The organism is Achromobacter mucicolens (assembly GCF_029866465.1).
In the GTDB taxonomy this organism is placed as follows: Bacteria; Pseudomonadota; Gammaproteobacteria; order Burkholderiales; family Burkholderiaceae_B; genus Achromobacter; species Achromobacter mucicolens.
Window position 1 is genome coordinate 3811985 of the sequence record NZ_CP123364.1, and the last position, 23617, is coordinate 3835601.

Sequence of the window (23617 nt, forward strand, 5' to 3'; positions counted from 1 at the left end):
CGCCCCCTCGCAATGCTGCGCGCGCGTGTCTTCACCGCGGCGCGGCGGGGCGCAGCGCATGCCGCATGCACGTTTTGCTTCGCGCGCCCCCAGACCCTAGATTCGTTTCCATGGCCAACAAGTTCGAACCGCTAATCACCGTTGATGAGGTGCAAGAGATTCTTGCCGAACCCAAGGAAACCGCCAAGCCGATCCTCTGGCTGCCGAAACCCGCCGCGGGCAATGCCCAGTGGATGGAGTTCAGCTGTCCATGCAAGATCAAGGGCGAGGTGCGCGAAGACGTGATCTTCCGCGTCATGTACCGGGGCGCGCGCACGGCGGTGCATGGGCAGGCCACCATCTTCCTGACCGAGGCGTTCTGCGCCAGTCTCTTTGTGGGCCCGCACCGGGTGTATGGCGTCGATACCGACGATTCGTTCCACACCAGCCTGGTGGGCGCGGACCGGCCGCAATACCGCAAGCCGCTTGCCGACCGCAGCCATGAACACATCTGGGTCGAGGAAGGCGAAGGCTATGCCGAGCCCATCGTGCCCGCGCTGGACACCATCGGCGCGCTGATGCAGTATTTCCTGCCGCGAGCGAACCTGACGCTGGCCGGCGGCTTTGCGCATCCCCTCAAAGGCCGCCAAATCGAACTGATCCTATGAGCAATTTTCTGGAAGCCTCCGGCTGGACCGTCCTGCCGGCGGGCGAACACGCCATTCGCGCCGTCTCTCCCATGACGTTGGGCCTGGATGGCCAGCACGCCGCCTTTTTCATCGCGCATCCCGATGAGTCGTCGTTCTACCTGACCGACGCCTGTGAGACCGCCATGCATGCGTCCAGCTTTGGCATCGACGTGGCGGCCAAGCGCATCGACATCCTGAACGAGACGCCGGGCGTCACGCTCGCCCACTTCGACCGGTCGGGCGCCATCGTGGCCGAAGGTCCGATCGAGCAGTTACAGGAAGCGCTGTGGGACGCGGTGAAGCTGGCGATGGCCCTGTCGTTCCAATGCGCGAAATGGATGCCGCGATTCAGCCAGCTGCGATTCCGCGCGCAGGTGGGCCGCGCGCTGGCCGAAGGCGTGGGCGTGAACCGCATGGTCAAGGGCGCGCGCGCCAAGGGCAGCAGCGGTCACACGGCGGACTTCGCGTACGCGGTGCGCGCGGCGGGCAGCACCGCCCTCACCTACATCGAGCCGATCGCCCTGAAGGCGGGCAAGAAAATGGACTGGACGCAGGTCTACCAGACCCACGGCAAGATGTCGGATGTGAAGATGGCCGATGCGCGCAACTCGCGCATGGTGATTCTGGAAGACGGCGCATCGGCCGAGGAATTCAAGAAGGCCGTGACGATCCTGGAGCAGTCCGCCACCGTGCAGACGCTGGCCAAGACCCGTGACTGGCGAGAGGTGTTTTCGGCCTAGCCGTCTCAGGACGGCGTGTTGGTCAGGCCGTCGACGATTTCGCGGCCGTGCACGATGGCCGCATGCACGGCCTCGCGCGGACTGTAGACGAAGCCGCCGCCCGCAAACTGGGGCACGGGGTATTCGTCGCCGCCTTCGAGTATGGCGCCTGCCTGGACAACCATCACCGAGGCAGTGAAGACAGGGCCGCTGGCTTCGGGCGGGGGCACGATAGCGCCGCCGCCCCGGGACACCTTGGCCGTGAGGCGGTATCCCTTGTAGATCAAGTTGTTCTGATGCACTTCGGTAGTCCTCTATCTGCCGTCGAGCATACTCCGTGATTTCATGACAATCCGGATAAGTTTTGTAACTCAAGCAGAAAATAGAAACACTGTTGCGCCAACGCAGGCGCGTCCCCATTTCTCAAATGTTGAGAAGCGCATCAGCTTTCAAGCCTGAAAGGTAGCGCCGGCGCGGCTTGCGAGCCGGCGCCGGCGCTGCACGCACCGGCGCCCGCCGCCAATTCCGGGGGATTACCCTAGGGTCTGTTGCGAAAGCGCATCCTCGGACATATTCATCCCTGTCACGCGCATGTAGTCGTCCAACCGCCAGCCCTTGCCGAGCAGGATCATGCGGGTATGCAGGTCATCGCGCACGCGGGGCGCCACCTCGCGCCCCAGATAGGTGAGCTGCTTGCAGCGCAGGTCCACGTAACCCAGCGCGTAGTGGCGCGACAGTCCCATCCACAGGCGGTGCGCCCCGACGGACTGGCGGGCGCCGCTAAGAATGCACAGGCCCGCGTCCAGCGCCCACCGGTACACCGCGGTGGCCAGGCCCATGCCTTGGTACGGCGCTGCGTACTTCGAATGCGGCGCGCGCACGTAGGGATCGGCGCGACGGCCCACTTCGATCAGCCGGTTGAACACCGTATAGCCCGCCAGCCGGTCCCGCCGCACGTCCACCACATACACGTAATACTCGCCGTCGGCCTCGCGATAGCGAAGCACGATGCCAGGAATGTCGGTCTTGACCTCCGGCAATCCATGCAGGCGGTCCATCGGACGATTCATGCGGTTGTGGATGGCATCGAGCTCCTTGTCCACTTCTTGGGGACTATGGTTAACGTCGATGCGCAATTCCGTCACGATCGACATGACGTGACGGAACGCGTGCAAGGCCAGCGTAGGCAAGGCCACCTCCTGTACAGGGTTGAAGAACGGTCCGCGAGGGACGGGAGACGTAAAAAAAGCCGCATCCGCGGCTTGAAAAGTTGTGTGCGGATGCACCGCCGGTCAGGGCGGTGAATGGGGCCAGGCGAGGAATCGATCACGCTGCTGCATGCGCGTCCCTTTGGGCTGCGGGCTGGTCGCCCGCCAGGCCAAAAAATGCCGGGAATTGCCGCTCGCCCTTGGCCGTGATGCGCAATGCACGCGAGTCCAGGTCCTTTGCGACCCAGCCGCGCGCGAGCAGCGCGTCGAGCAGCGCCGCGCCCAAGGCGCCGCCCAGATGGGAACGCCGTTCGCTCCAGTCCAGGCACGCGCAGGCGAAGCGGCGGCGGCGCTGGCGCGCCTGGGCCACGTCGACGCCCACTTGCGCGAGCGACGCTTCGCCCAGCGGCGTGAGCACATAGTCGCGCCCGTCCGGCGTCAGCCAATGCCGGCCCAGCATCGCGTCATGGATGCGCACGGCCAGTGTGCCGGCCATGTGGTCGTAGCAGGTGCGGCTGTCGCGCAGCGCGGACGGCGTGGTCGGCTTGAACGGCGCGCGCTCGGCGCCCGCCACCACCAGCAGCGCCTCCAGCGCGTGGCCGACCTCGCCGCTGGCCAGGCGGTAGTAGCGGTGCTTGCCCTGCACGGCCATTTCCACCAGGCCCTGATCGCGCAGGCGCTGGAAATGGCTGCTGGCCGTGGACGCGCCGATGTCGGCGGCCGCGGCCAGTTCCGTGGCGGTGCGCGCGCGGCCGTCCAGCAACAGGCACAGCATGCGTGCGCGCGCGGGATCGGCGATGGCGCCTGCCACGGCGGACAGGTTGATGTCGGCGAACTCGGAATCCATGATTCGATATCGGCCAAAGTGTTGTGTGCAGGGCGTAAGCATACTTCGCCGCATCGAAACTCGCATCAATCACCGAGACCATGTCCGCCTCCCCTCCCTTTTTTGGCTGGAAAGTCCTTTGCGCCACCTTCGTGCTCGCCGTCTTCGGTTGGGGCGTGGGTTTTTACGGTCCGCCGGTATTCCTGCACGCCGTCGTCCAGCGCACCGGCTGGAGCGTCGCACTGGTATCGGGCGCGGTCACGCTGCACTTTTTGGCCGGCACGGTGGTGGTGGCCAACCTGCCACGCCTTTACCGCCGCATCGGCGTCGCCCGCACGACCGCCGGCGGCGCGGCGCTGCTGGCCGTGGGCGTGGCCGGATGGGCGGTGGCGCAGACGCCCGCGCAGCTGTACGCCGCCGCGGCGTGCAGCGGGATGGGCTGGGTGACGTTGGGCGCCGCCGCCGTCAACGCCCTGATCGCCCCCTGGTTCGTGCGGCGGCGTCCGGCCGCCCTGGGCATGGCCTACAACGGCGCCAGCGTCGGCGGCGTCGTCTTTTCACCGCTATGGGTGTTCCTGATCGCGCATGCCGGCTTTGCGCACGCGGCGCTGTGGGTCGGGCTGGCGATGGTCGTTGTCATCGGCGTACTGTCGCGCAAGGTGTTTTCGGTGACGCCGCGACAGCTTGGCCAGGCCCCGGACGGCGACGCGGGGGGCAAGCCGCCCACCGCCACTCAAACCGCGCCGGCGGCCGCCGGCCCGCTGCGCCGCGACCGCGCGTTCGTGACGCTGGCCGCAGGCATGGCGCTGGGCCTGTTCGCCCAGATCGGCCTGATCGCGCACCTGCTGTCTCTGCTGGCGCCGCTGCTGGGCGCGCAGACGGCGGGACTGGCAATGGGACTTGCCACCGCCAGCGCCATCGCCGGACGCTCGCTCGTCGGCTGGCTGATGCCTCCGGCGGCCGACCGCCGCCGGATCGCCTGCGCGGCCTATGCCGTGCAGATCGCCGGGTCGCTGGTGCTGATGTTGGCCGGGGACCACGCGTGGGCGGTGTGGGCGGGCGTGGTGCTCTTCGGGTCGGGCATCGGCAATGCCACGTCCCTGCCGCCCCTGATCGCGCAGGCGGAGTTCGCGCGCGAGGACGCGGCCCGGGTGGTGCCCCTGATCGTGGCGCTGTCGCAAGGCGCCTATGCCTTTGCGCCGGCCGCCTTCGGGGCGCTGCGGACCCTGTTGCAGCCGACGGGGCTGGCGCTGCCGGGTTTCCTGGCCGCCGCCGCCGTATTGCAGTTGGCCGCCATCCTGTGCTTTGCCGCGGGTCGTGGCGCCCACGCCAGGCGCGGCGCGCTCTGACGCCTCAGGCGCCGCCGCGCCGCGCCACCAGGCCGGCCATGACCGCGTCGCCGCGTTCGTTGACCAGCCCCTCTGCCACGCCCTCGCGATCGGCCGCGTTGCGGTTCTGGCTGACCTTCCATTTGCCTTCGATGCGCGCGATGGGAATTTCCACGCCGATGATGGCGCGCATCTGCGCGGCGATGAAATCGGCGGGCGCCTCGTCCACGCGCCACGGCCGGGCGCGCGCACGCTCCTGGCTGTCGGTCAGGGCCTCCAGTTGGGCGCGCAGCCACGCCGGATCGTCCTGGATGACAGGCGTGCCCCACACGTGGACAGCCACGAAATTCCAGGTGGGCACCACCTTGTGCGTCTCCGCCTTGGTCGCGTACCAGGACGGCGTGATGTAGGCCTGCGCCCCGTGAAAGGCCACCAGGCACTCGCGTCCCGAAGCCAGCTCGGCAAGCTGCGGATTGGCGCGCGCCACGTGCAGGCGCAGGACGCCATGCGGGCCTTCGGGATAAAGCAGACAGGGAATGTGATTGGCCATCAGCCCGCCGTCGCCGCTGGTGCAGACGACGCCCAGCGGGTGGGCGCGGATGAACTCGTGCTGGATATCCAGCGAATCTTCGCGAAAGGCGGACGGCAGGTACATGATGGCGGCGCGATGAAAAGGTCAGGAAAGCGACAACATACCGCGCGCGTGGCCCCACTGAAAGAGCCACACCTTCCGCGTTTCATGGAGCCAAGCACCTCGTGCGCCAACTGGCGCCGCCAATGCGTCTCGCTGCTATCGTCGGGATCGCGCGTAGGCGGCGTTCATGCGTTCGCGGGCCTCGGTTTCATGCGCAAAGGCGCGGTCGTAGTTTTCAAGGCAGCCGGGCGTGGGACTGGGCCATTGGATCGCGGCGATCGCTTCGGTCAGTTCATCGCGGGCCCGCTGCCATTCCTTGACGGCGGCATACCATTCGTTGGCGGTGTCCATAGATGTCTCCTTCTATGTGCACATGCCCATCGTAGCGCTGGCCACAGCCGGCAAGACAGCGTTTTCGCATGGCCAGAAGGATGATGCGGCCAGGCGCGCAGCCGATGCCCGCAGCCAAAAAAATAGCCGCGGCAGCGCGAGTTTCGGGCAGATAATTGCCAGCATGAATCGTGCCGGTCGTGAGTCCGCCGCCGCGGACGCCGTTGCCTGAAAAGGAAAGCCCCCATGAAGCCCAACCTCGCACTGTGCGCGGCCTGCTGCGCACTCATCGGACTGGCCGGTTGCACCAATCTGCCCAAGGCCAAGGACTATTCCACCGCGCTTGGCGAACCCCAGAGCCAGCTCCAGCAGGACCCAAACTGGAGCGGCGGCCGCATCTGGGTCCGGCCGGGGCCGCCGATCGGCAGCCAGTTCGACAAGAAGCTGCTCTTGGAGAATGTGACCTACATTCCCGGCGACCGGCCTGACGAGTTGGACTTTCGCGACAATGCCGAACTGCGGCAGCGCGTGCTGGACTACATGAACGCCGCTTTGCGCCGGGAGTTTTCGCAGGCCGGCTATCAGTTGATATCGGCGCCCGCGCCGCGCTCGGTGCGGCTGCGGGCCGCCATCACGGGCACCTTCCGCAACGATCGCGATCCGCGCCCGGGCGAATACGTGCCGATCGGCTACGTACTGGGCCAGACGGCCAAGGCCGCGGGCCTGCGCGATCAATCGGCGCGGCTGTTGATCGAAGCCTCGGCGCGCGATGCCACCACCAACCAGCTGCTGATCGCCTCGATGGGCGCCGTCACGGGCAGCAACCTGCCCGAGAGCCGCAAGCCCACGGCGGCCGACGTGCAAGGCGCCATCGACGACTGGGCGCGCCGGGTTCGCGAGCAATTCGACCGCATCTGGGTCGCGGAAATTCCCAAAACGCCGTGATGCGCGGGTGACCATTTTCCGCTGCATATCACGATGTGATGAATATTGACGTCAACCCTCACTTACCCAGGGACCACGGCTAATGCTACTGTTCCGCCTGTGCAAGGAGTACATGCAATGGATCAGAAAACAAAGCCCTGGGCATTTCCCAAACCCCACCCCGAAAACACGCCACGCGGCGAGCGCAACAAACAAGAGTTCGACACGCCGCCCAAGGAAGAAAAACCCGCGGCCAAACCGCGCGCCAAAAAGCAGACGCCTGCGACAGGACGGGCTCGCCCGTGAGGCTGGCGGCAAAGGTCTGTGCGGCCGCCGGGGCAGCGCTTTGCGCGCTGTCCATGGCCGCCGCCGCAACGCCCGACCTGCAGACGGGCGACATGGTTTTCCAGCAGTCGCGATCGGCGCAAAGCCTGGCCATCCAACAGGCCACGCATTCGCCCTATAGCCACATGGGCATGATCGTGACGCGCCAAGGCCAGGCCTACGTGCTCGAGGCCGCGGCGCGCGTCAGCTACACCCCCCTCTCGCAATGGATCGCGCAAGGCGAGCGCGGCCATTACGTCGTGAAGCGGCTGCGCGACGCATCGCAGCTCACGCCCGACGCGCGCGCCCGCCTGGCCAAGGCGGGCGCCGCCTATGTAGGCAAGCCCTACGATCTGGTGTTCGCCTGGTCGGACGACCAGATCTATTGCTCCGAACTGGTCTGGAAGATCTACGAGCGCGTCCTCGGCGTGCAGATTGGCGCGCTGGCCCCGCTGAAAAGCTTCGATCTGGCCTCGCCCGCCGTGCAGGCCAAGATGCAGGAACGCTACGGCAAGCGCATTCCCTGGGAAGAACCCATCATCTCGCCGGCCGCCATGTTCGCGTCGGACCAACTGGTGACCGTCGGCACCTTCTGACGGCGGCGCGCCGCGCTGATAACGGCGCGCGCCGTGGGGCATCATGCCTGCACCGCCCCACCTGAAACGCTCAGCGTACCGGCACGGTGTCCTTGTAGAGCACCCCGTCCTTCATGATGATCAGGAAGTTTTTCTCCGGGTCACCGATCAGCGAGATGTCTTCAATGGGGTTGCCATCGACCAGCAGCAGATCGGCAAGCGCCCCCTCGCGCACCACGCCCAGGTCGCCGCGGTAAGGATTGCGCTTGCCCGATAACTTGAGCAATTCGGCGTTCGTGCCGGTCGCCATCATGAGCGTCTGTGCCGGCGTGTACCACCGCGTGAGGCTGGCGAGGATCCTGCCCTGCTGCGCCGCCAGCTGGCTGGAAAAAAGGATGTCGGTGCCGAACGCCGTTTTCAGCTTGTACTTGATTGCCAGCTGATAGGTCCGATCGGTGCCGGCAAAGACCTCCTGCGCTTTTTGCCATTGGTCCGAGCCGCGGGGAAAGGCGTCCGCCAGTTCGTCCGGAAAGGGCTGCGTGCTGAGCCATGCGCCCGATCGGGCCATCAGCTGCGCCGTTTCCTCGTCCATCATGCTGCCGTGCTCGATGCTCTGCACGCCCGCCTTGACGGCCCGCTGGATGGCGGTGGGCGTGTAGGCGTGCACCGCCACGTAGGTGCCCCAATCCGTCGCGGCCTCCACCGCCGCGCGAAGCTCGGGCTCGGTGAACGTCACGACGTCCAGCGGGCTGTGCGGCGACGACACGCCTCCGCCGCCGGTCAGCTTGATCTGCGTCGCGCCCTGCATGAGTTGCTCGCGCGTGCGCAGGCGCACTTCGTCGGGGCTGTCGGCAATGGTGCTGTCGCCGGCCAGATCGTGCCGCGACGCTGGCGCCCCTAGCGTGCGCGGCAGGTCCGCCATCGAACGGAAATCGCCATGCCCGCTGGTCACGCTGATCATCGCGCCGGACGGGTAGATGCGTGGGCCCGGGATCACGCCCTGGTCCACCGCCTGCTTCAGGCTGAACGCCGAGCCGCCCAGGTCCCGCACCGTGGTGAAGCCGCGCATCAGCGTCTTGCCCGCCTCCACGCCCGCGACAATGTTCAGGTAGGTCGGATCCTGGGTCATCGCCACGGCCAGCGGCACGCCGACGAACATGCTGTGCCAGTGCATGTCGATCAGCCCAGGCATCAACGTGCGCCCGCCGCCGTCGATGACCCGCGCGCCGTCGGCCGGCACCTTGTCGCGCGACACCTTTTCAATGACGTTGCCGTGGACCAGCACGCTGCTCGCCGGACTCAGCTCGCCCGACACGCCGTCGAAGATGCGGACATTTTCGAAGAGGACCCGGGAGTCGGCCGCGGCCTGCGCGCCCGGCGGCGCCGCCGCCTGGGCCGCGGGCAAGGAATGGGAATGCGCCGACCCAGCCCCGAAAATCAGCAATGCCGCCGTGAATGCAATACCAGTCCTGACAACCATGATCGCGCCTCTGGGTGAGTCATCCGCCTTCAGGACGGAAACAGGATCGGGATCAGCAGCACGCTGACCACCAGGGAAAACAAGGTCAATGGCGTTCCGATCTTCAGATAGTCGGCAAAGCCAAAGCCCCCCGCCACGCTGACCAGCGCATTGGAAGGCGTGGACACCGGCGACATGAACGCCGCGGACGACGCGATGGCCACCGTCATCGCAAACGCGTAGGGCGAAGCATGCAGGCTTTCGGCGATGCTGATCGCCACGGGGCCCATCAGCACGGCAGTGGCCGTGCCCGACACCACCACGCCCAGCGTGACGGTCGCCACGAACACCAGCGCCAGCTGCCCGTAGATGCCCCAATCGCCCGAATAGTGCAGCAGGAACTGCGCGGCCATATCGACGCCGCCGCTGCGCTTGAGCGCCAGCGCAAAGGGCAGCATGCCCACGATCAGGATCAGCGCGCGCCAGTTGATCGACCGGTACGCCACGTCCAGCGTCACACAGCCGAACAGGCCCATCATCAGGCCGCCGATCAGTCCCGCCATCACGTTGGGCACCCAGTCGGTCAGCATCAGGAACACGACCGTCGCCAGCGAGAACAGCGCGTGAAGGGCGCGATTGGGCACCGGCACCAGCGAATCGGCTTCGACCGGCATGGCCAGGCTGACCAGATCGTGCTCTTCGGCCTGCAGCGAGAAAATGCCTGTCCACGGGCCGACCACCAGTAGCGTGTCGCCCACGCGCATCTTTACATTCGGCAGGTCGCGCATGGCCTCCTTGCCGCGCCACAGGCCGACAACAAAGAGCCCGTGCCGCGCCAGCACCACGGACTCGCGGGCATTTGCGCCCTCCAGCCGCGACTCCGAGGGGATGATGACCTCCACCATGCCCACGTCGCGCGCCTGATCGGTGAAGTACACCCCGGACATCGCCAACCGCTTGACCTGATGCCGGGCGCAGAATCCGTCGATGTCGAAACCCTCGGCGTCCATGTCCAGCAACAGGATGTCGCCCGCTTCCAGCACGTCGTCCGCCGTGGGGCGCATCACGGCCCGGGCGAAGCGCGAATGGCGTTCGATCGCGATGACGAACGCCGCCTTGCCCAGTTCGCCCGCCCACATGCCAAGCTGACGTCCGGCCAGATCGGAGTCGTCCTGCACCAGCAGGCGGCAGGCCCGGTTCTGCAGGGAATACTTGGTGGCCCAGTCGCCGAAGCTGGGCCGGTTCGCGGCGCGCGGCCCCTGGCCCGCGTCGATCAGATTGCGCGCAAACAGCATGTAGGCGATGCCGCCGGCCAAGACCACAATGCCGATCGGCGTGAAGTCAAAGAAGCGAAAGCCCTCGTAGCCCGCATAGCCCAGCGCGCTGTTGAGCACCAGGTTCGGCGTGGTTGCCACCAGCGTCAGCATGCCGCTCATGGCTGCCGCCGCGCCCATGGGCATCAGGATCCGGCGGCTGGCCATGCCGGACTTGCGCGCGATCCGCAGGACGATGGGAATGAAGATGGCGACCACGGCCGTGGAGCTCATCACCGCGCCCATCGAGCCGACGGCCCCCATCACCAGCAGCACCAGCCATCCCTCGCTCTTGCCGCCGTGCTTTAGCAGCAGGTCGCCCACGGCCTGCGCAACGCCCGTGCGCACCAGCCCCTCGCCCACGACGAACAGGCAGGCGATGAGGATGATGTTGGGATTGGAGAATCCATCCAGCGCCTCGCGGTAGGTCACCGTGCCGCTCAGGGGCAGCAGCAGCATGACCAGCAGCGCCACGGCATCGGACCGGGGCCGCCCGATGACAAACAGCACGACAGCCGCGCAGAGGATGGTGAGGACGACTGCCAGTTCGCTGACCATTGCCGTGCGGCTCCTTCGCGCGTCCCTAGAACGCCGTGTTGCCCGTGCTGATCGCCCACACGCCGATGCCGCACGACACCAGCACCAGAATCAGGATCGGCCATTCATACGGGGCAAAGATGTTGCCCCGCTGCTCCCGGCGGGAAATCAGAAAGAGGATGGTGCCGGGCGCGTAAATGACGCACGACAGGATGAAATACCGGAAGCCGCCCGCATACACCAGCCCGGCGGCATAGACCGTGGCGGCCGCCGCCAGCGCCAGTTCGACCTTGCGCCGCCCGCTCCAGCCGTTATAGGTTTCGCCGCGCACGGTCAGCATCAGCCCAAACGCGGCCACGAAGAAGTACGGCATCAGGCTCATTGAACTGGCCATGTTCTTGAGCAGCACGAAGGTGTCTTCGGTAAAGAGCGTGACGATCAGAAAGAGCTGCACGATGCCGTTGCTGAGCCAGAGCGCGGCTGCCGGCACGCCGTGCCGGTTTTCGCGGCCCAGGAACGACGGCATGATGCCAGCGCCCGCCGCGGCGCGCAGCACTTCGGCCGCCAGCAGGATCCACGCCAGATAGGCGCCCGCCACCGAGACCATCAGCCCCACGCTGACCAGCATGCTGCCCCACGGCCCGACCACCGCGCGCAACACGCCCGCCATGGACGGGTTGCGCAGCGCCGCGATCTCCGCGCGCGGCAGCACGCCGTACGACAGCATCGTCACCATCACCAGCAGCGCCAGCACCAGCAGAAAACCCACAATGGTCGCAACCGCCACGTCCTCGCGCCGCTTGGCATAGCGCGAATAGACGCTGGCGCCCTCCACCCCCAGGAACACGAACACCGTGACCAGCATCGTGTTGCGCACCTGCTCGAAAAGACTGCCCTTGCCTTCACCGCTGAGCCCCTCGGCGATGTTCGCGCGCAGCACGTCCAGGTCGACGGCAAAGGCGGCAAAGACGATGAAGATCGCGATCGGCACGACCTTGGCGATGGTGACGACCGTGTTCATGCCGGCGGCCTGACGGATGCCGCGCAGGATCAGGAAATGGGTGGACCACAACAGCACCGAAGACACCAGCACGGCCGGCACGGTATCGCCGTCGCCGAAGAATGGCAGCACGGCACCCAGCGTTCCCTTGAAGATGACGAAGTAGCTGACGTTGCCCAGGCAGGCGGCCGTCCAGTAGCCCAGCGCCGCCAGAAACCCCAGATACAGCCCGAATCCGGCCTTGGCGTACGCAAAGATGCCGGTGTCCAGGTCCGGACGCCGGCGCGCCAGGAACTGGAAGACCATGGCCAGCGTCAACATGCCCGTGCCGGCGATGGCCCAGGCCACCATGCCGCCCACCGGACCGGTATTGCGCGCAAACACGCTGGGCAGCGAAAAGATCCCCGCCCCCACCATCGAGCCCACCACCATGGCGGCAAGCGCCATGCGAGAAAGTTTGGCAGTTTCCCCGCTCACGATCTTCTCCTGAAAAAGACCCAGTGCTTGCCCTGCCCGCGCGGCCGTCCCCCGCCGGGACGGCCGCGCGCGCCGATCCCCCGCTAGGCGGCATCCCGCGAGATCGGGCACGTCATGCAATGCCCGCCGCCGCGGCCCCGGCCCAGTTCCGCGCCGACGAAGGTGATGACCTCGATGCCCGCCTTGCGCAACAGCGTGTTGGTGTAGACGTTCCGGTCATAGGCCAGCACCACCCCGGGCGAGATGCAGACCAGATTGGCGCCGCTGTCCCACTGCGTGCGCTCGCGGACATAGGCGTTGCCGCCGGTCTCGACGACGCGCATCTTCTTGACGCCCAGCGCCTCGCCGATCACGTCCACGAGCGAGCCCTTGTCCTTGTGCAACTCCAGCGAGCCCGGCGTGTTGCCCGGCCGGTACGAGAACGCCTGGACGTTGTTGACGATGTCGGGATACATCAGCACGCAGTCGCGGTCCGCGAAGGTCAGCACGGTATCCAGGTGCATGGCCGCCCGCAGCTTGGGCATGGCAGCCACGATCACCCGGTCGGCCGCGTTCTTGGAAAAGAGCGTGGCCGCCAGCTGGCTGATGGCCTGGCGCGACGTGCGTTCGCTCATGCCGATCATCACCGTGCGGTTGCCGATCGGCATGACGTCGCCGCCTTCCAGCGTGGCCAGCCCGTGGTCGGCCGTGGGATCGCCCCACCAGACGTTCACCTTGCCGGCAAAGCGCGGATGGAACTTGTAGATGGACGACGTCAGGATCGTCTCTTCGTGCCGCGCAGGCCAGTAAAGCGGATTGAGCGTCACGCCGCCGTAGATCCAGCAGGTCGTGTCGCGCGTGTACAGCGTGTTGGGCAGCGGCGGCAGCAGGTATTCCGTGACGCCCGCGGCCTCCTTGATCAGCATGAGCTGTTCGCCGCCCACCGACTCGGGAAACTCGTCGGTCGACAGCCCCCCGATCAGCGTCTCGGCCAGCTTGCGCGGCGCCAGCCCGTCCAGGTAGCTTCGGATCTCATCGAGCAATCCCAGCCCGACCTGGTTCGCCACGACCTGGTTATCCAGGATCCACTTCTTTGCTTCGGGTAACGCGACCGTTTCGGCCAGCAGGTTGTGCATTTCCAGCACGTCCACGCCGCGGTCCCGCATCTTGGTCATGAAGTCGAAATGGTCCCGCTTGGCGTTGTCGACCCACATGACGTCGTCGAACAGCAACGCATCGCAATTGGAGGGCGTCAATCTTTCGTGGGCGCGTCCCGGCGCGCAGACCATCACCGTGCGCAATTGCCCGACTTCTGAATGGACTCCAAATTCCTCGGTATCAGCCATGACTAGCTCCCAGACGTTAAATGGCGATCCAGCCGTAGATCAGGCCGACAATGGCGGCCAGAGCTCCGACGCATGCCACGATGAATACGACCAACTCCCAACCGGTGAACAGCGACCTGCCCTGCTCGCGCCGGGCCCAGAAGTACAGGACAGACCCGGGCGCGTACAACAGCGCCGACAGCAGCAGGAACTTCAATCCGCCGGCGAAGATCATGAATATGGTGTAGATGGCCGCGATGCTAGCGAGCGTCAGATCGCGCTTGCGGTCCTTGCCGTCGACATACGTCTCGCCGCGCTTGGCAAGCTGCCAGCCAAAACCGGCGACCAGCAGATAGGGGATCAACGACATCGCGCTGGTCAGGCTCAGCATCAGCGCAAAGGCGTCGCGCGACCAGTACGTACTGATGACGAAGAGCTGCACGATGATGTTGGTCACCCACAGGGCCACGACCGGCACGCCGTTCTTGTTCTCGCGGGCGAACGCGCGCGGCATGTCTTCGTTCTTGGAAGCCGCGTGCATCACTTCCGCGCAGATCAGCGACCAGGCCAGATAGGCGCCCAGCACCGAGATCAACAGGCCCACGCTGACGAACACCGCGCCCCACGGACCCACCACCGATTCCAGCACGCCGGCCATCGACGGCTGGCGCAGCCCGGCGATGTCGCTCTGCTGCATGACCGCATAGGGCAGCAGCGACACCAGCACCATCAGCAGCAGCGCCGTGACAAAGCCGATCAGCGTGGCCACCCCCACGTCCGAGCGCTTGGACGCGAACCGCGAGTACACGCTTGCGCCCTCGATCCCCAGGAATACGAAGACGGTCACCAGCATGGTTCTGCGCACCTGCTCGAACAGGCTGTAGCCGCTCATTTCGCCCCAGAAGTTGATGCGGAACAGGTCGACCTTGAATGCCACGAACAGCACGACGATGAACACCAGGATCGGAATGATCTTGGCGACCGTCACGACCGCGTTGATGAACGCCGCCTGCTGCACGCCGCGCAGGATCATGAAGTGAAACAGCCAGATCCCCACCGATGCCACCGCGATTGCGATGACCGTGTTGCCGTCGCCGAAAACGGGAAAGAAGGCGCCGAGCGTGGACTTGATCAGCACCCAGTACGACACGTTGCCGATGCAACTGCCGATCCAGTAGCCGAACGCGGACAGAAAGCCCATATAGTTGCCAAAGCCCGCCTTGGCGTACGCAAAGACGCCCGCGTCCATGTCGGGTTTGCGCTCGGCCAGCGCCTGGAACACGCGCGCCAGCGTGTACATGCCCGCCCCCGCGATGATCCACGCGATCACCGCGCCGACGACGCCCGTCGCCCCGCCAAAGGTCCTGGGCAGCGAGAAAATCCCGGCGCCGATCATCGACCCCACCACCATGCCGGTCAAGGCAAGCAATCCAAGCTTCTTGGGAGTACTGCTTTCCATCATGCACCTCCAATATTGAGCAAAGACGTGAGCGGGTCGGCCAGCTTGCCGGGCATGCCCCGGACCGGCCGGCTCAGCTGCGGGCAACGCGTGAACTGCGGCCTGCGCCGTACACGGTGGTCATCGTGATAAGTAGGGGCACGCCAATGAACGTGCCCGGAATGCCCCACACAAACCCCCAGAAAAAAACAGCAAACATCACCATCAGCGGCGACAGCGCAAACGCGCTGCCGGCAAGCCTGGGTTCCAGATAGCAGCCGTACACGATCTGGATGCAGTTCAGGACGACGAGCACCGCAATGCTGGTCTGCAGGGATCCCACCTGCACGAATGCGAAGAACGCCGGAAACACCGTCGCCACCAGCGGCCCGAGAAACGGGATGTAGTTCAGCAGGAACGCGAGCCCGCCCCAGGCGGTCGCCAGCTCCAGCCCGGCATAGATCGCAAACAGCCAGACCGTCACGCCCGTCAGCACGCTTGCGATCGTGCGGATCACCATGTACCAACGCAGCTTGGCGGCAACCTCGCGCCCGATCGCCATCCAGCGCTGCGCCCTGGCCTCACCCAGCAGGCGGATCAGCCGCCCCGGCGCCTCGTCAAGCTCGAACAGCCCCAGCGCAATGAAGACAAACGCGATGAAAATCATGCCCAGCATGCTGTTGATCCGCAGCGCCACCTCCTGGATCGCCCGCACCAGCCACGACACGTTGAAGCTGTCCTGGAACATCTGGATCGCCATCGCGCCGTGCGGATGCAGCGTTTCGGTCTCCAGCGTGAACAGGCGCTGGAAGCGCGCGGCATTGGCCATGACCCACTGCGCGACCAGGCTGAAGCCCCAGGCCGCCAACGACAGGAACACCACCGACACGACCACCGTGACCACCAGCGCCAGGATCGCGGCCAGCGGCGCCGGCATCCTGCGGCCCAGGTACTGGCGCAGCGGCGCAACCAGGCAGATGACGAACAGCGCAAACGCCAACGGCACGAAGATCGGGCTGGCCAGGTACAGCAGGCCGAGCAGCAGGAGGGCAAAGATGCCGGACATTGCGAAGGACGTCATCGTGGTATCACCCCATCAACGCGCTTGACCAGATAGGCATAGAACGGATTGGAGGTCAGCCGGGTCAACGTGTCCATGCCGATCACGAAGGCGCCGACTTCGCCGCGCATGGACATGGCGCCCAGGCTGATGCCAAATTCTTCGATGTTGTCCGGATGCGTGCCGTACAGCGCGTCGTCGGTCGGGAACGGCAGCGCAACGTGCGACAGCGAATAGACCTCGCGCGGATAGTCCATGCCGATGGCCCGTTCCACGACGGCGGTGGCGTTCGGCTCAATGACGCGCTCGATCATGGCGCTTGACGTGGGGCTGGCGTTGGTGACGAGCGTCAGGCGATAGTTGCGCTTTTCGCCGGGCAGCGTGCCCGCCAGTTGCCAGGCGACACCGCGCCGGAACAGCGGCCCAAGCTTGGTGGCCCGGTTCAGGTCGAACAGCACCAGGTCGCTGCCGTTGGCCGGCAGCCGCGCATACAGCGCGTTGATCAGCGCGCGCGTGCTGACGGTGAAATCCAGCACGGAGTGGAACGTGATGATGGGCGGCAACCGTTCCAGGCCGCCCGCGCGCTGCTGCGCGACCAGCCTGTCCTGCAGCGTCTGCGTCAGCTCGAACGACTGGCGGGCCGCGTGGACGGGGAAAGAGTTGTACTTGAAGGGATTGAACTCCGGCACGATGCTCAGCCACGCGGCCTTGGCAAACGCGGGCAGGATGGCCGGCAGGCCCGCCAAGCCCGCGAAGCGCGCAAACGACGTGATGCCGACCATCGGCGAGATCAGCACCAGGCGGTCGGGCTTGTCGAGTTTGGGGTTGTCCAGCGCATCCAGCGCGTGCATCAGCGCCAACGCCCTGCCGTTGGAAAAGCCCACCATGTGCAGCGGTTTGGGCGCCGGCACGCGGCGGCGGGCTTCGCGCACGGCCAGGCGCGTGGCCGCCGCCCAGTCTTCCCAATGCGCGTCCGTCAGCCCGCCAGGCACCGTGCCGTGGCCCGGCATCCGGATGGCGATCGCCACGTAGCCGACGGATTGGTAATGGGCGGCGACGTGGCGCAGACTGTAGGGCGAATCCGTCAGGCCATGCAGCAGCACGGCCACGCCCCGCGGTTCACCCGCCGGCAGCAGCATGAACGACCGGTTCCAGTCATGCGCGAAATGCTCGGGGTACACCTTCGCGTCTGCGAAGTAGCGGTTGCTGTCCACCTTGTCCTCCGGCAGCAGCTTGTCGCCCACGTTCTGCCTGACCAGCGCAAAAAGCTGATCCTCATGCGCCAGGTAATCGTCCCAGGTGCTGCGGTCCAGCCGCTCGGCGTCCAGTTCCTGCGGCACATACGTGTGCCACGCAGCCAGCGGCGGCCCCTGCTGGATGTCGTACAGGCGCACGCCCATGAGCGTGAAGACAATCAGCAGCGCCACCCCGGCCACGATGAACAAGGCCTTGCGCAGCCGGCGCCACCGCGGGCGCTGGATGGCGTCGGTGGGCTTGCCGGTGTTCACTGCGCGGCTCCCGCCGCAGGCGGCGCGTCGGCCATGACCACTTCCGGCTGCTCGTCCCCGCCGCCCAGCGCCACGTACAGCGACACGCCGTTCTGCAATTGCGAGGCCCGCAGCGTCAGCATCTGCTGCTCCGCGTTGAAGAGGCCGCGCCGCGCATCGACGACTTCCAGATAGATGGAGATGCCGTTCATGTAGCGCAACTCGGCGGTTTCAGCCAGCCGGCGCTGCGCCTGGATCGCCGTCTCCTGCGCGGTGACCTGCTCCTGAAAGCGCTTGCGGTTCTCCAGCGCGGTCGCCACTTCGCTGAACGCGGTCTGCACTGTCTTGCGGTAGTTGGCGACCAGCTCGTCGCGCTGCGCCGTGGCCAGGTCCACCGCCGCCCGCCGCTGCCCGTAGTCGAAGATCGGCCACCCGATCCCCGCGCCGATGTTCCAGATCTGGCTGGGCGAGGAGAACAGGTCCGACAGCTCGGTGGACGCGTAGCCCAGCGATCCGGTCAGCGCAATGCGCGGAAAGAGTGCCGCGCGCGCCGCGCCGATGTTGGCATTGGCGCTGCGCAGGCGGTTCTCCGCCTGCCGGATGTCCGGCCTGACCGCCAGCAGCGAAGACGGCAATCCGGGGCTCAGCGCATCGAACTGCCCTGCGGCCTCGATGGGCTGACCGGGGGCCATCTCGTGCTGCAGGTCTTCGCCGACCAGCACCCACAACCGGTTCCAATGCCCCGCCGTGGCGCGCTGCCATTCGGCAAGCTGGGTCTGAGCCTGGGTCAGCAGGATGGCCGACTGCTCGAAGTCGACGCGCGACGTGACCCCGGCGTCCAGGCGGTCCTTGGCCACGCGAAGCGCATAGCTGCGCGTCTCCACCGTGCGCTGCGCCAGCGCGATGCCCTCTTCACCTGCCTGGGCGTCGTAATAGGTCGAGGCCACGTTCGCGATCAGCGACAGGCGGAACGCACGCCGGCCCTCCACCGTCGCCAGGTACTGCTGCAACGCCGAGGCGGTCATATTGCGCACCCGCCCCCAGAAGTCCAGCTCAAACGAAGAGACCATCACCTGCGCGTTGAACTGATTGAATTGCACGGTCTGCCGTGACCCGGCCAGCGCCGGGTCCAGCACGGTCAGCGGCTGCTGGTTGCGCGACGCCGCCGCGCCGGCGTCCAGTTGCGGCAGCTGATTGGCGCGCTCGATGCGGTAGAACGCGCGGGCCTGCTCGATCCGGGCCGTGGCCGCTGCCAGGTCCTGGTTCAGCTCCAGCGACCGCGCAATCAGGCGCTTGAGCTGCGCATCGCCAAAGAACTGCTCCCAGGTCACGTCCTGCGCCGCCTTGGCATCCGGGGGGACCTCGCCCGGGAACATGGCGGGCGTGGCCACTTCGGGCCGGCGGTGCTCGGGCGCAAAATTGCACGCGGACAGCCCACCGATAAGCAGCGCGGCGGCGGCAATGCGGGCGGGGGTCATGGGTTTTCTCCCCGCTCTTCGGCCTTGGCCGGACCGCTATCGCCAGGCTTGGGCGCCGATTTCCGGGGCCCGGACCAGCGCCGCGCCACCATGTAGAAAAGCGGCGTGAAGAACACCCCGAACAGCGTGGCGGTCAGCATGCTGCCCATCACGCTGGTGCCCACCGCCTGCCGGCTGGCGGCGCCCGCGCCGGTCGCCAGCACCAGCGGCAGCATGCCCAGCACGAACGTGACGCTGGTCATGATGATGGGGCGCAGGCGCTGGCGGGCCGCATCGACCACCGCTTCCTTGCGGTCGCGGCCTTCAAGTTCCTCCTTCAGCGCGAACTCCACGATCAGGATGCCGTTCTTGGCGGCCAGCCCGATGATGGTCACCAGCCCGATATTGAAATAAATGTCCGCCGACATGCCGCGCCCCAACGTGAATGCGGCAGCGCCCAGGATGCCGAAGGGCAGGATCAGCAGCACCGACACCGGCACGGACCAGCTTTCGTACAGCGCGGACAGCAGCAGGAACACCACGACCAGCGACAGGGCCAGCAGCAACGCCACCTGGTTGCCCGCCTGCTGTTCCTCGTACGCCGTCCCGGTCCATTCGTAGGTGATGCCCTGCGGCAGGACCCGCGCGGCGATGGCCTCCATTTCGGCCAGCGCCACGCCGCTGGAGCGGCCTGCGGCGGCCTCGCCTGAAATGGTGATGGAGGGAAAGCCGTTATAGCGTTCCAGCTGCTGCGGACCATCGATCCAGCGCATTCGCGAAAACGCCGAGAACGGCACCATCTCGCCCCGGTTGTTCGGCAACTGCAAGGCGGCGATGTCCTGCGGCTGCATGCGCTGATCGGCCTCAGCCTGGATGAACACCCGCTGCACCGACCCATCGTGCAGGAAGTCGTTGACGTAGTTCGAGCCGAACGCCAGCGTCAGCGCCTGATTGACCTGCGCCACCTGCAACCCCAGCGCGCGGGCATGCACGCGGTCGATCTCGACATACAACCGCGGTCCCGGCGGCATGCCGTCCAGCCGCACGCCGGTCAGCAGCGGACTGGCGGCGGCGGCCGCAATCATCGCCGCGCCCGTCGCGGCAAGACCCGCGCCGCCCTGCGCCGTGCGGTCCTGCACTTTCATGGAAAAGCCCGACGCGTTGCCCATCGACGGGATCGGCGGCGGGTTCAGCGCAAAGATCATCGCCTGGGGGATCTGGCGGAAGGCCAGGTTGCTGCGCCCGACCAGCGCATCGACCGCCTTGCTGCGATCCGTGCGCTCGCTCCACGGGTACAGGTCCACGAACGACAGCGCGGCCGTCTGCCCCTGGCCGAAGAAGTTGAACCCGACCACCGACGCCACGTTGCGCACGGCAGGCTGCTCACGCAGCAGGCTTTCGGCCTGTTGCACGGCCACCTCGGTCTGGTCGGCCGTGGTGCCAGGCGCGCCGGTGTACGACACGAAGAAATAGCCCTGGTCTTCCAGCGGCAGGTAGCCGCCCGGCAAGCGCGAGAACAGAAAGATCGTCAGGCCGCACACGCCCAGGAAGATCAGCATCCAGCGCAGCGGCCGCACCAGCATGTGCTCTACCGCCCGCACATACTGGCGCGTCATGGCGTCAAAGCCCGCGTTGAACTTGTCGAACACCCATTGCTTGGCCTTGGACACCCGTCCCTTCGGCGGTTTGCCGTCCGGCAGCTTGAGCAGCGTTGCGCACAACGCGGCGCCCAGCGACAGCGCCAGCACGGTGGACACGACGATGGCGACCGACAGGGTGATGGAGAACTGGCGGTAGATCGCGCCGCTGGACCCCGGAAACATCGCCATCGGCACGAACACCGCCACCAGCACCAGCGTGCTGGCGATGATCGGTCCCCACACCTGGCCGACCGCCTTGCGCGTGGCTTCCGGCGCGGAGAGCTTTTCGTCCTGCATGATGCGGGCGACGTTCTCGGACACCACGATCGCGTCGTCGTTCAACACCCCGATCGCCACCACCATGCCAAACAGCGACAGCAGGTTGATGGACGCGCCAAACAGGAACAGGCCCGCGCAGGTGCCGATCAGCGCAATCGGCACGATCAGCGTCGGGATCAGCGTGCTGCGCCAGCTTTGCAGGAACAGGAACACCATTGCCGTGACCAGCAGCAGCGCCTCCACCATGGTGACGAGCACCGAACTGATCGAGGTCGTGATGAAGGGCGTGGTGTCGAACGGCACCGTCCAGCCGACGCCCGCCGGAAAGACCGATTCCAGCTCCGTCATGCGCTGGCGGACTTGGCGTGCGACATCCAGCGCATTCGCGTCATTGGCCAGCTGGATGGCGATGCCGGCTGCCTCCTTGCCGTTGACGCTGAGGCGGAAGTTGTAGCTTTCGTTGCCCAGCTCCACCCGCGCCACGTCGCCCAACCGCACGAGCGAGCCGTCGTTGTTCACGCGCAAGATGACCTGGCGGAACTGCTCGGGCGTGGAGAAACGGCTCTGCGCGACGATCTGCGCGTTGAAGTCCGCGCCGCGCGCCAGCGGCAGGTCGCCCAGCGAACCGCCGATCGTCTGCGCGTTCTGCTCCTGCACCGCGCGCATCGCGTCGCTGGCCGACATCTGAAAACTCGCCAGCTTGCGCTCATCCAGCCAGATCCGCATGGCGTAAGACGAGCCAAACAGCTGCACATCGCCCACGCCACGGATGCGGCGCAGCTCATTCAGGATGTTGTTGGACGCGAAATTGCCCATCTCGACGGCGCTGACGTTGCCGCTTTCGGACTGCAATGCCAGCAGCATCAGGAAGCCGGATGACGCCTTGGTCACGGCCACGCCCAATTGGCGCACCTCTTGCGGCAGCCGCGGCTCGACCCGGCTCAAGCGGTCCTGCACCTGGCTGCGCGCCACGTCCAGGTCCGTGCCGGGCTCCAGCGTCACCGTAATCTGCGCCGTGCCGTTGGCGCGGCTGACCGACGCCATGTACAGGAAGTTGTCGACCCCGTTCATTTCCTCCTCGATGATGGAGGTGACCGTGCGATCGATGGTGGTGGTATCGGCGCCCCGGAAGGTCGCCTGGATGGTGATCGACGGCGGCGCGATATTCGGGTACTGCTCGACGGGCAGCAGCACCACCGAGATCAGGCCGAACAACAGGACGAAAAGCGCCACTACCCAGGCGAATACTGGCCGCAACACGAAGAATGAGCCCATGGCCGACTCCGTCAGGGTTTCGCGGCTTGCTGTTCAACAGGATCGACCTGCTGGCCGGGCCTGATTCTATGCCAGCCGTCCACCACCACCCGCTCTCCGGGTTCAAGGCCGCTACGCACCAGCCAGTTGCCGGCGACCTGCTCGCCGACCTGGATTTGTTTAGGCACCGCCGTGTCGCCCGGCCCGATGACGAACACGGTGGCCGTGTCGCCGTTCAACCGCGCGGCCCGCGCGGGGATCAGGATGCCCTCCTTGCGCACGCCAACCAGGATCTGCCCGGTCACGAACTGACCCGGCAGCAGTTCCCGCTTCGCATTGTCAAAGCGGGCGCGTATGGTCTGAGCGCCGGTCGTCCGGTCCACGCTCAGGTCCGCAAAGTCGACGACGCCCGTTTCGCCGAACTCGCGGCCATTGGCCAGCATGAGACGCACCGGAAATGTGTTGCCTGCCGTGGCCAGCGCGCCCGAGCGCGCGTAGTCGGTCAGGTCCATGATGGCGGTGTTGGATTTGGTGAACGTGGCGCTGATCGGCGAAAGCTGGTTGACTTGCGCCAGCAGCGTTGCGCCCGATGCGCTGACCAGCGCCCCTTCGGTGACCAGCGCGCGTCCCACCCGCCCCGCGATGGGCGCCCGGACCGTGCAACGGTCCAGGCGCAACTGCGCCAGCGTGACCGCTGCCTGCGCATCGGCGACATTGGCCTGCGCCTGGCCCAGCGCCGCCAACGCCGCCTCGTATTCCTGGGCGCTGACCGCCTGGCGCTGCACCAGCGGACGGAACCGCTCGGTGACCGAGCGCGCATTCTTCTGCACGGCCTGCGCGCGCTGCAGCATGGCATTGGCCTGCGCCAGCTGCGCCTTGTAGTCGCTCGGATCGATCTGGAACAGCGGGTCGCCGGCCTCTACGTCGCTGCCCTCGGTGTAGAGCAGCTTCTCCACGATGCCATCCACGCGCGCGCGCACTTCGGCCGTGCGAATGGGCTCGATCCGGCCCGGCAGATCCACGTTCAGGTCGACCGGCTGGCTCCCCACGGTCATCACGAAGACCTTTACTGGCGCCAGGGGGACGGCAGCCGCATCGTTCCGGTCCCCGCACCCCGCCAACACCATCATCCAAGCACTCAACGCATACAACACGACACGACGGACATTGCTGCTCGCTTGCATCATCCCCTACTCCCAGGCGGTCGGACTCAAGGTCCCACTTCCCTCTCCCCCCACCGGTGGAAAGGGCCCAGCTCGGACAGCTCAATGGCGCGGCGGGTGCGCCGGTTCAGCGTATTTTTTGTGGATTGCGGGCGCGACGCGGCGCAAAGGGAAGACGGCGCCGGAAAAGGGAGGAGGGCCCGATCGGGAAAC

At 66.5% G+C, this 23617-nt stretch carries 20 protein-coding genes; 5 read left to right on the plus strand and 15 right to left on the minus strand.

Features of this window, described 5'->3' with window-relative positions:
• Window positions 1-110 precede the first annotated feature (110 nt).
• Window positions 111-647 (plus strand): hypothetical protein, encoded by a 537-nt coding sequence (locus QEP15_RS17435; RefSeq protein WP_056323388.1) that lies wholly within the window; start codon window positions 111-113, stop codon window positions 645-647.
• Window positions 644-1408, plus strand: a complete 765-nt coding sequence (locus tag QEP15_RS17440) for a DUF1828 domain-containing protein (RefSeq protein ID WP_142054209.1) — start codon at window positions 644-646, stop codon at window positions 1406-1408. Before QEP15_RS17435 ends, QEP15_RS17440 begins: the two co-directional genes overlap by 4 nt.
• A gap of 5 nt (window positions 1409-1413) precedes the next feature.
• On the opposite strand, the gene QEP15_RS17445 is transcribed toward QEP15_RS17440, so the two are convergent.
• From QEP15_RS17445 to QEP15_RS17455, 3 genes are all read right to left on the minus strand, one after another.
• Window positions 1414-1689 carry a hypothetical protein gene (locus tag QEP15_RS17445; protein WP_056323383.1) on the minus strand — a complete coding sequence of 92 codons (276 nt, stop codon included), beginning with the start codon at window positions 1687-1689 and terminating at the stop codon, window positions 1414-1416.
• 231 nt (window positions 1690-1920) lie between these two features.
• A complete protein-coding gene (locus QEP15_RS17450; RefSeq protein WP_226846409.1) occupies window positions 1921-2577 on the minus strand; it encodes an N-acetyltransferase in 657 nt (218 codons plus the stop codon).
• A 136-nt stretch (window positions 2578-2713) separates the two neighbouring features.
• A complete protein-coding gene (locus QEP15_RS17455) occupies window positions 2714-3442 on the minus strand; it encodes an ArsR/SmtB family transcription factor (protein ID WP_152385031.1) in 729 nt (242 codons plus the stop codon).
• 80 nt (window positions 3443-3522) lie between these two features.
• Between QEP15_RS17455 and QEP15_RS17460 the strand changes: the two genes are divergently transcribed.
• The gene (locus tag QEP15_RS17460; protein WP_226846410.1) at window positions 3523-4770 is read left to right on the plus strand and encodes an MFS transporter; all 1248 of its coding nucleotides are present in this window, start codon (window positions 3523-3525) and stop codon (window positions 4768-4770) included.
• Window positions 4771-4774: 4 nt separating this feature from the next.
• Here QEP15_RS17460 and QEP15_RS17465 read toward each other — a convergent pair whose 3' ends face one another.
• Complete coding sequence (locus tag QEP15_RS17465) at window positions 4775-5404, minus strand: FMN-binding negative transcriptional regulator (protein ID WP_280147774.1); 630 nt, start codon at window positions 5402-5404, stop codon at window positions 4775-4777.
• Between the two features lie 135 nt (window positions 5405-5539).
• Window positions 5540-5734 carry a hypothetical protein gene (locus QEP15_RS17470; RefSeq protein ID WP_056323375.1) on the minus strand — a complete coding sequence of 65 codons (195 nt, stop codon included), beginning with the start codon at window positions 5732-5734 and terminating at the stop codon, window positions 5540-5542.
• Window positions 5735-5959: 225 nt separating this feature from the next.
• Here QEP15_RS17470 and QEP15_RS17475 point away from each other — a divergent pair, with 225 nt between their 5' ends.
• Window positions 5960-6658 carry a DUF3313 domain-containing protein gene (locus QEP15_RS17475; RefSeq protein ID WP_180100511.1) on the plus strand — a complete coding sequence of 233 codons (699 nt, stop codon included), beginning with the start codon at window positions 5960-5962 and terminating at the stop codon, window positions 6656-6658.
• A gap of 338 nt (window positions 6659-6996) precedes the next feature.
• On the plus strand, window positions 6997-7557 hold the full coding sequence (locus QEP15_RS17480; RefSeq protein WP_056323369.1) for a YiiX family permuted papain-like enzyme: 561 nt from the start codon (window positions 6997-6999) through the stop codon (window positions 7555-7557).
• A gap of 70 nt (window positions 7558-7627) precedes the next feature.
• Here QEP15_RS17480 and QEP15_RS17485 read toward each other — a convergent pair whose 3' ends face one another.
• The 10 genes from QEP15_RS17485 to QEP15_RS17530 all read right to left on the minus strand — a co-directional run bounded on the left by QEP15_RS17485 (window position 7628) and on the right by QEP15_RS17530 (window position 23296).
• The gene (locus QEP15_RS17485) at window positions 7628-9016 is read right to left on the minus strand and encodes a metal-dependent hydrolase family protein (RefSeq protein ID WP_280147775.1); all 1389 of its coding nucleotides are present in this window, start codon (window positions 9014-9016) and stop codon (window positions 7628-7630) included.
• Window positions 9017-9045: 29 nt separating this feature from the next.
• Window positions 9046-10866, minus strand: coding sequence for an SLC13 family permease (locus QEP15_RS17490; RefSeq protein WP_280147776.1), 1821 nt, complete (start codon window positions 10864-10866; stop codon window positions 9046-9048).
• Between the two features lie 25 nt (window positions 10867-10891).
• Complete coding sequence (locus QEP15_RS17495) at window positions 10892-12322, minus strand: basic amino acid/polyamine antiporter (protein ID WP_334167321.1); 1431 nt, start codon at window positions 12320-12322, stop codon at window positions 10892-10894.
• Window positions 12323-12405: 83 nt separating this feature from the next.
• Complete coding sequence (gene arcA / locus QEP15_RS17500) at window positions 12406-13647, minus strand: arginine deiminase (RefSeq protein ID WP_152385036.1); 1242 nt, start codon at window positions 13645-13647, stop codon at window positions 12406-12408.
• Between the two features lie 16 nt (window positions 13648-13663).
• Window positions 13664-15085, minus strand: coding sequence for a basic amino acid/polyamine antiporter (locus tag QEP15_RS17505; RefSeq protein WP_280148922.1), 1422 nt, complete (start codon window positions 15083-15085; stop codon window positions 13664-13666).
• A gap of 73 nt (window positions 15086-15158) precedes the next feature.
• Window positions 15159-16145, minus strand: a complete 987-nt coding sequence (locus QEP15_RS17510; RefSeq protein WP_062842123.1) for an AI-2E family transporter — start codon at window positions 16143-16145, stop codon at window positions 15159-15161.
• Window positions 16142-17632, minus strand: coding sequence for an alpha/beta hydrolase (locus QEP15_RS17515; protein ID WP_280147777.1), 1491 nt, complete (start codon window positions 17630-17632; stop codon window positions 16142-16144). The genes QEP15_RS17510 and QEP15_RS17515 overlap by 4 nt, the downstream gene beginning before the upstream one ends.
• A complete protein-coding gene (locus QEP15_RS17520; RefSeq protein ID WP_152385037.1) occupies window positions 17629-19089 on the minus strand; it encodes an efflux transporter outer membrane subunit in 1461 nt (486 codons plus the stop codon). The genes QEP15_RS17515 and QEP15_RS17520 overlap by 4 nt, the downstream gene beginning before the upstream one ends.
• Window positions 19086-22262 carry a multidrug efflux RND transporter permease subunit gene (locus QEP15_RS17525; RefSeq protein ID WP_152385038.1) on the minus strand — a complete coding sequence of 1059 codons (3177 nt, stop codon included), beginning with the start codon at window positions 22260-22262 and terminating at the stop codon, window positions 19086-19088. Before QEP15_RS17525 ends, QEP15_RS17520 begins: the two co-directional genes overlap by 4 nt.
• An 11-nt stretch (window positions 22263-22273) precedes the next feature.
• Window positions 22274-23296: an efflux RND transporter periplasmic adaptor subunit gene (locus tag QEP15_RS17530; protein WP_230965040.1), complete on the minus strand. Its 1023-nt coding sequence runs from the start codon at window positions 23294-23296 to the stop codon at window positions 22274-22276.
• Window positions 23297-23617 lie beyond the last annotated feature (321 nt).

Coding starts and splice junctions, on each gene's coding strand:
- QEP15_RS17435 (WP_056323388.1), top strand. CDS start 111: ATGGCCAACAAGTTCGAACCGCTAATCACCGTTGATGAGGTGCAAGAG.
- QEP15_RS17440 (WP_142054209.1), top strand. CDS start 644: ATGAGCAATTTTCTGGAAGCCTCCGGCTGGACCGTCCTGCCGGCGGGC.
- QEP15_RS17455 (WP_152385031.1), bottom strand. CDS start 3,442: ATGGATTCCGAGTTCGCCGACATCAACCTGTCCGCCGTGGCAGGCGCC.
- QEP15_RS17460 (WP_226846410.1), top strand. CDS start 3,523: ATGTCCGCCTCCCCTCCCTTTTTTGGCTGGAAAGTCCTTTGCGCCACC.
- QEP15_RS17465 (WP_280147774.1), bottom strand. CDS start 5,404: ATGTACCTGCCGTCCGCCTTTCGCGAAGATTCGCTGGATATCCAGCAC.
- QEP15_RS17470 (WP_056323375.1), bottom strand. CDS start 5,734: ATGGACACCGCCAACGAATGGTATGCCGCCGTCAAGGAATGGCAGCGG.
- QEP15_RS17475 (WP_180100511.1), top strand. CDS start 5,960: ATGAAGCCCAACCTCGCACTGTGCGCGGCCTGCTGCGCACTCATCGGA.
- QEP15_RS17480 (WP_056323369.1), top strand. CDS start 6,997: ATGGCCGCCGCCGCAACGCCCGACCTGCAGACGGGCGACATGGTTTTC.
- QEP15_RS17485 (WP_280147775.1), bottom strand. CDS start 9,016: ATGGTTGTCAGGACTGGTATTGCATTCACGGCGGCATTGCTGATTTTC.
- QEP15_RS17490 (WP_280147776.1), bottom strand. CDS start 10,866: ATGGTCAGCGAACTGGCAGTCGTCCTCACCATCCTCTGCGCGGCTGTC.
- arcA (WP_152385036.1), bottom strand. CDS start 13,647: ATGGCTGATACCGAGGAATTTGGAGTCCATTCAGAAGTCGGGCAATTG.
- QEP15_RS17505 (WP_280148922.1), bottom strand. CDS start 15,085: ATGGAAAGCAGTACTCCCAAGAAGCTTGGATTGCTTGCCTTGACCGGC.
- QEP15_RS17510 (WP_062842123.1), bottom strand. CDS start 16,145: ATGACGTCCTTCGCAATGTCCGGCATCTTTGCCCTCCTGCTGCTCGGC.
- QEP15_RS17520 (WP_152385037.1), bottom strand. CDS start 19,089: ATGACCCCCGCCCGCATTGCCGCCGCCGCGCTGCTTATCGGTGGGCTG.
- QEP15_RS17525 (WP_152385038.1), bottom strand. CDS start 22,262: ATGGGCTCATTCTTCGTGTTGCGGCCAGTATTCGCCTGGGTAGTGGCG.
- QEP15_RS17530 (WP_230965040.1), bottom strand. CDS start 23,296: ATGACCGTGGGGAGCCAGCCGGTCGACCTGAACGTGGATCTGCCGGGC.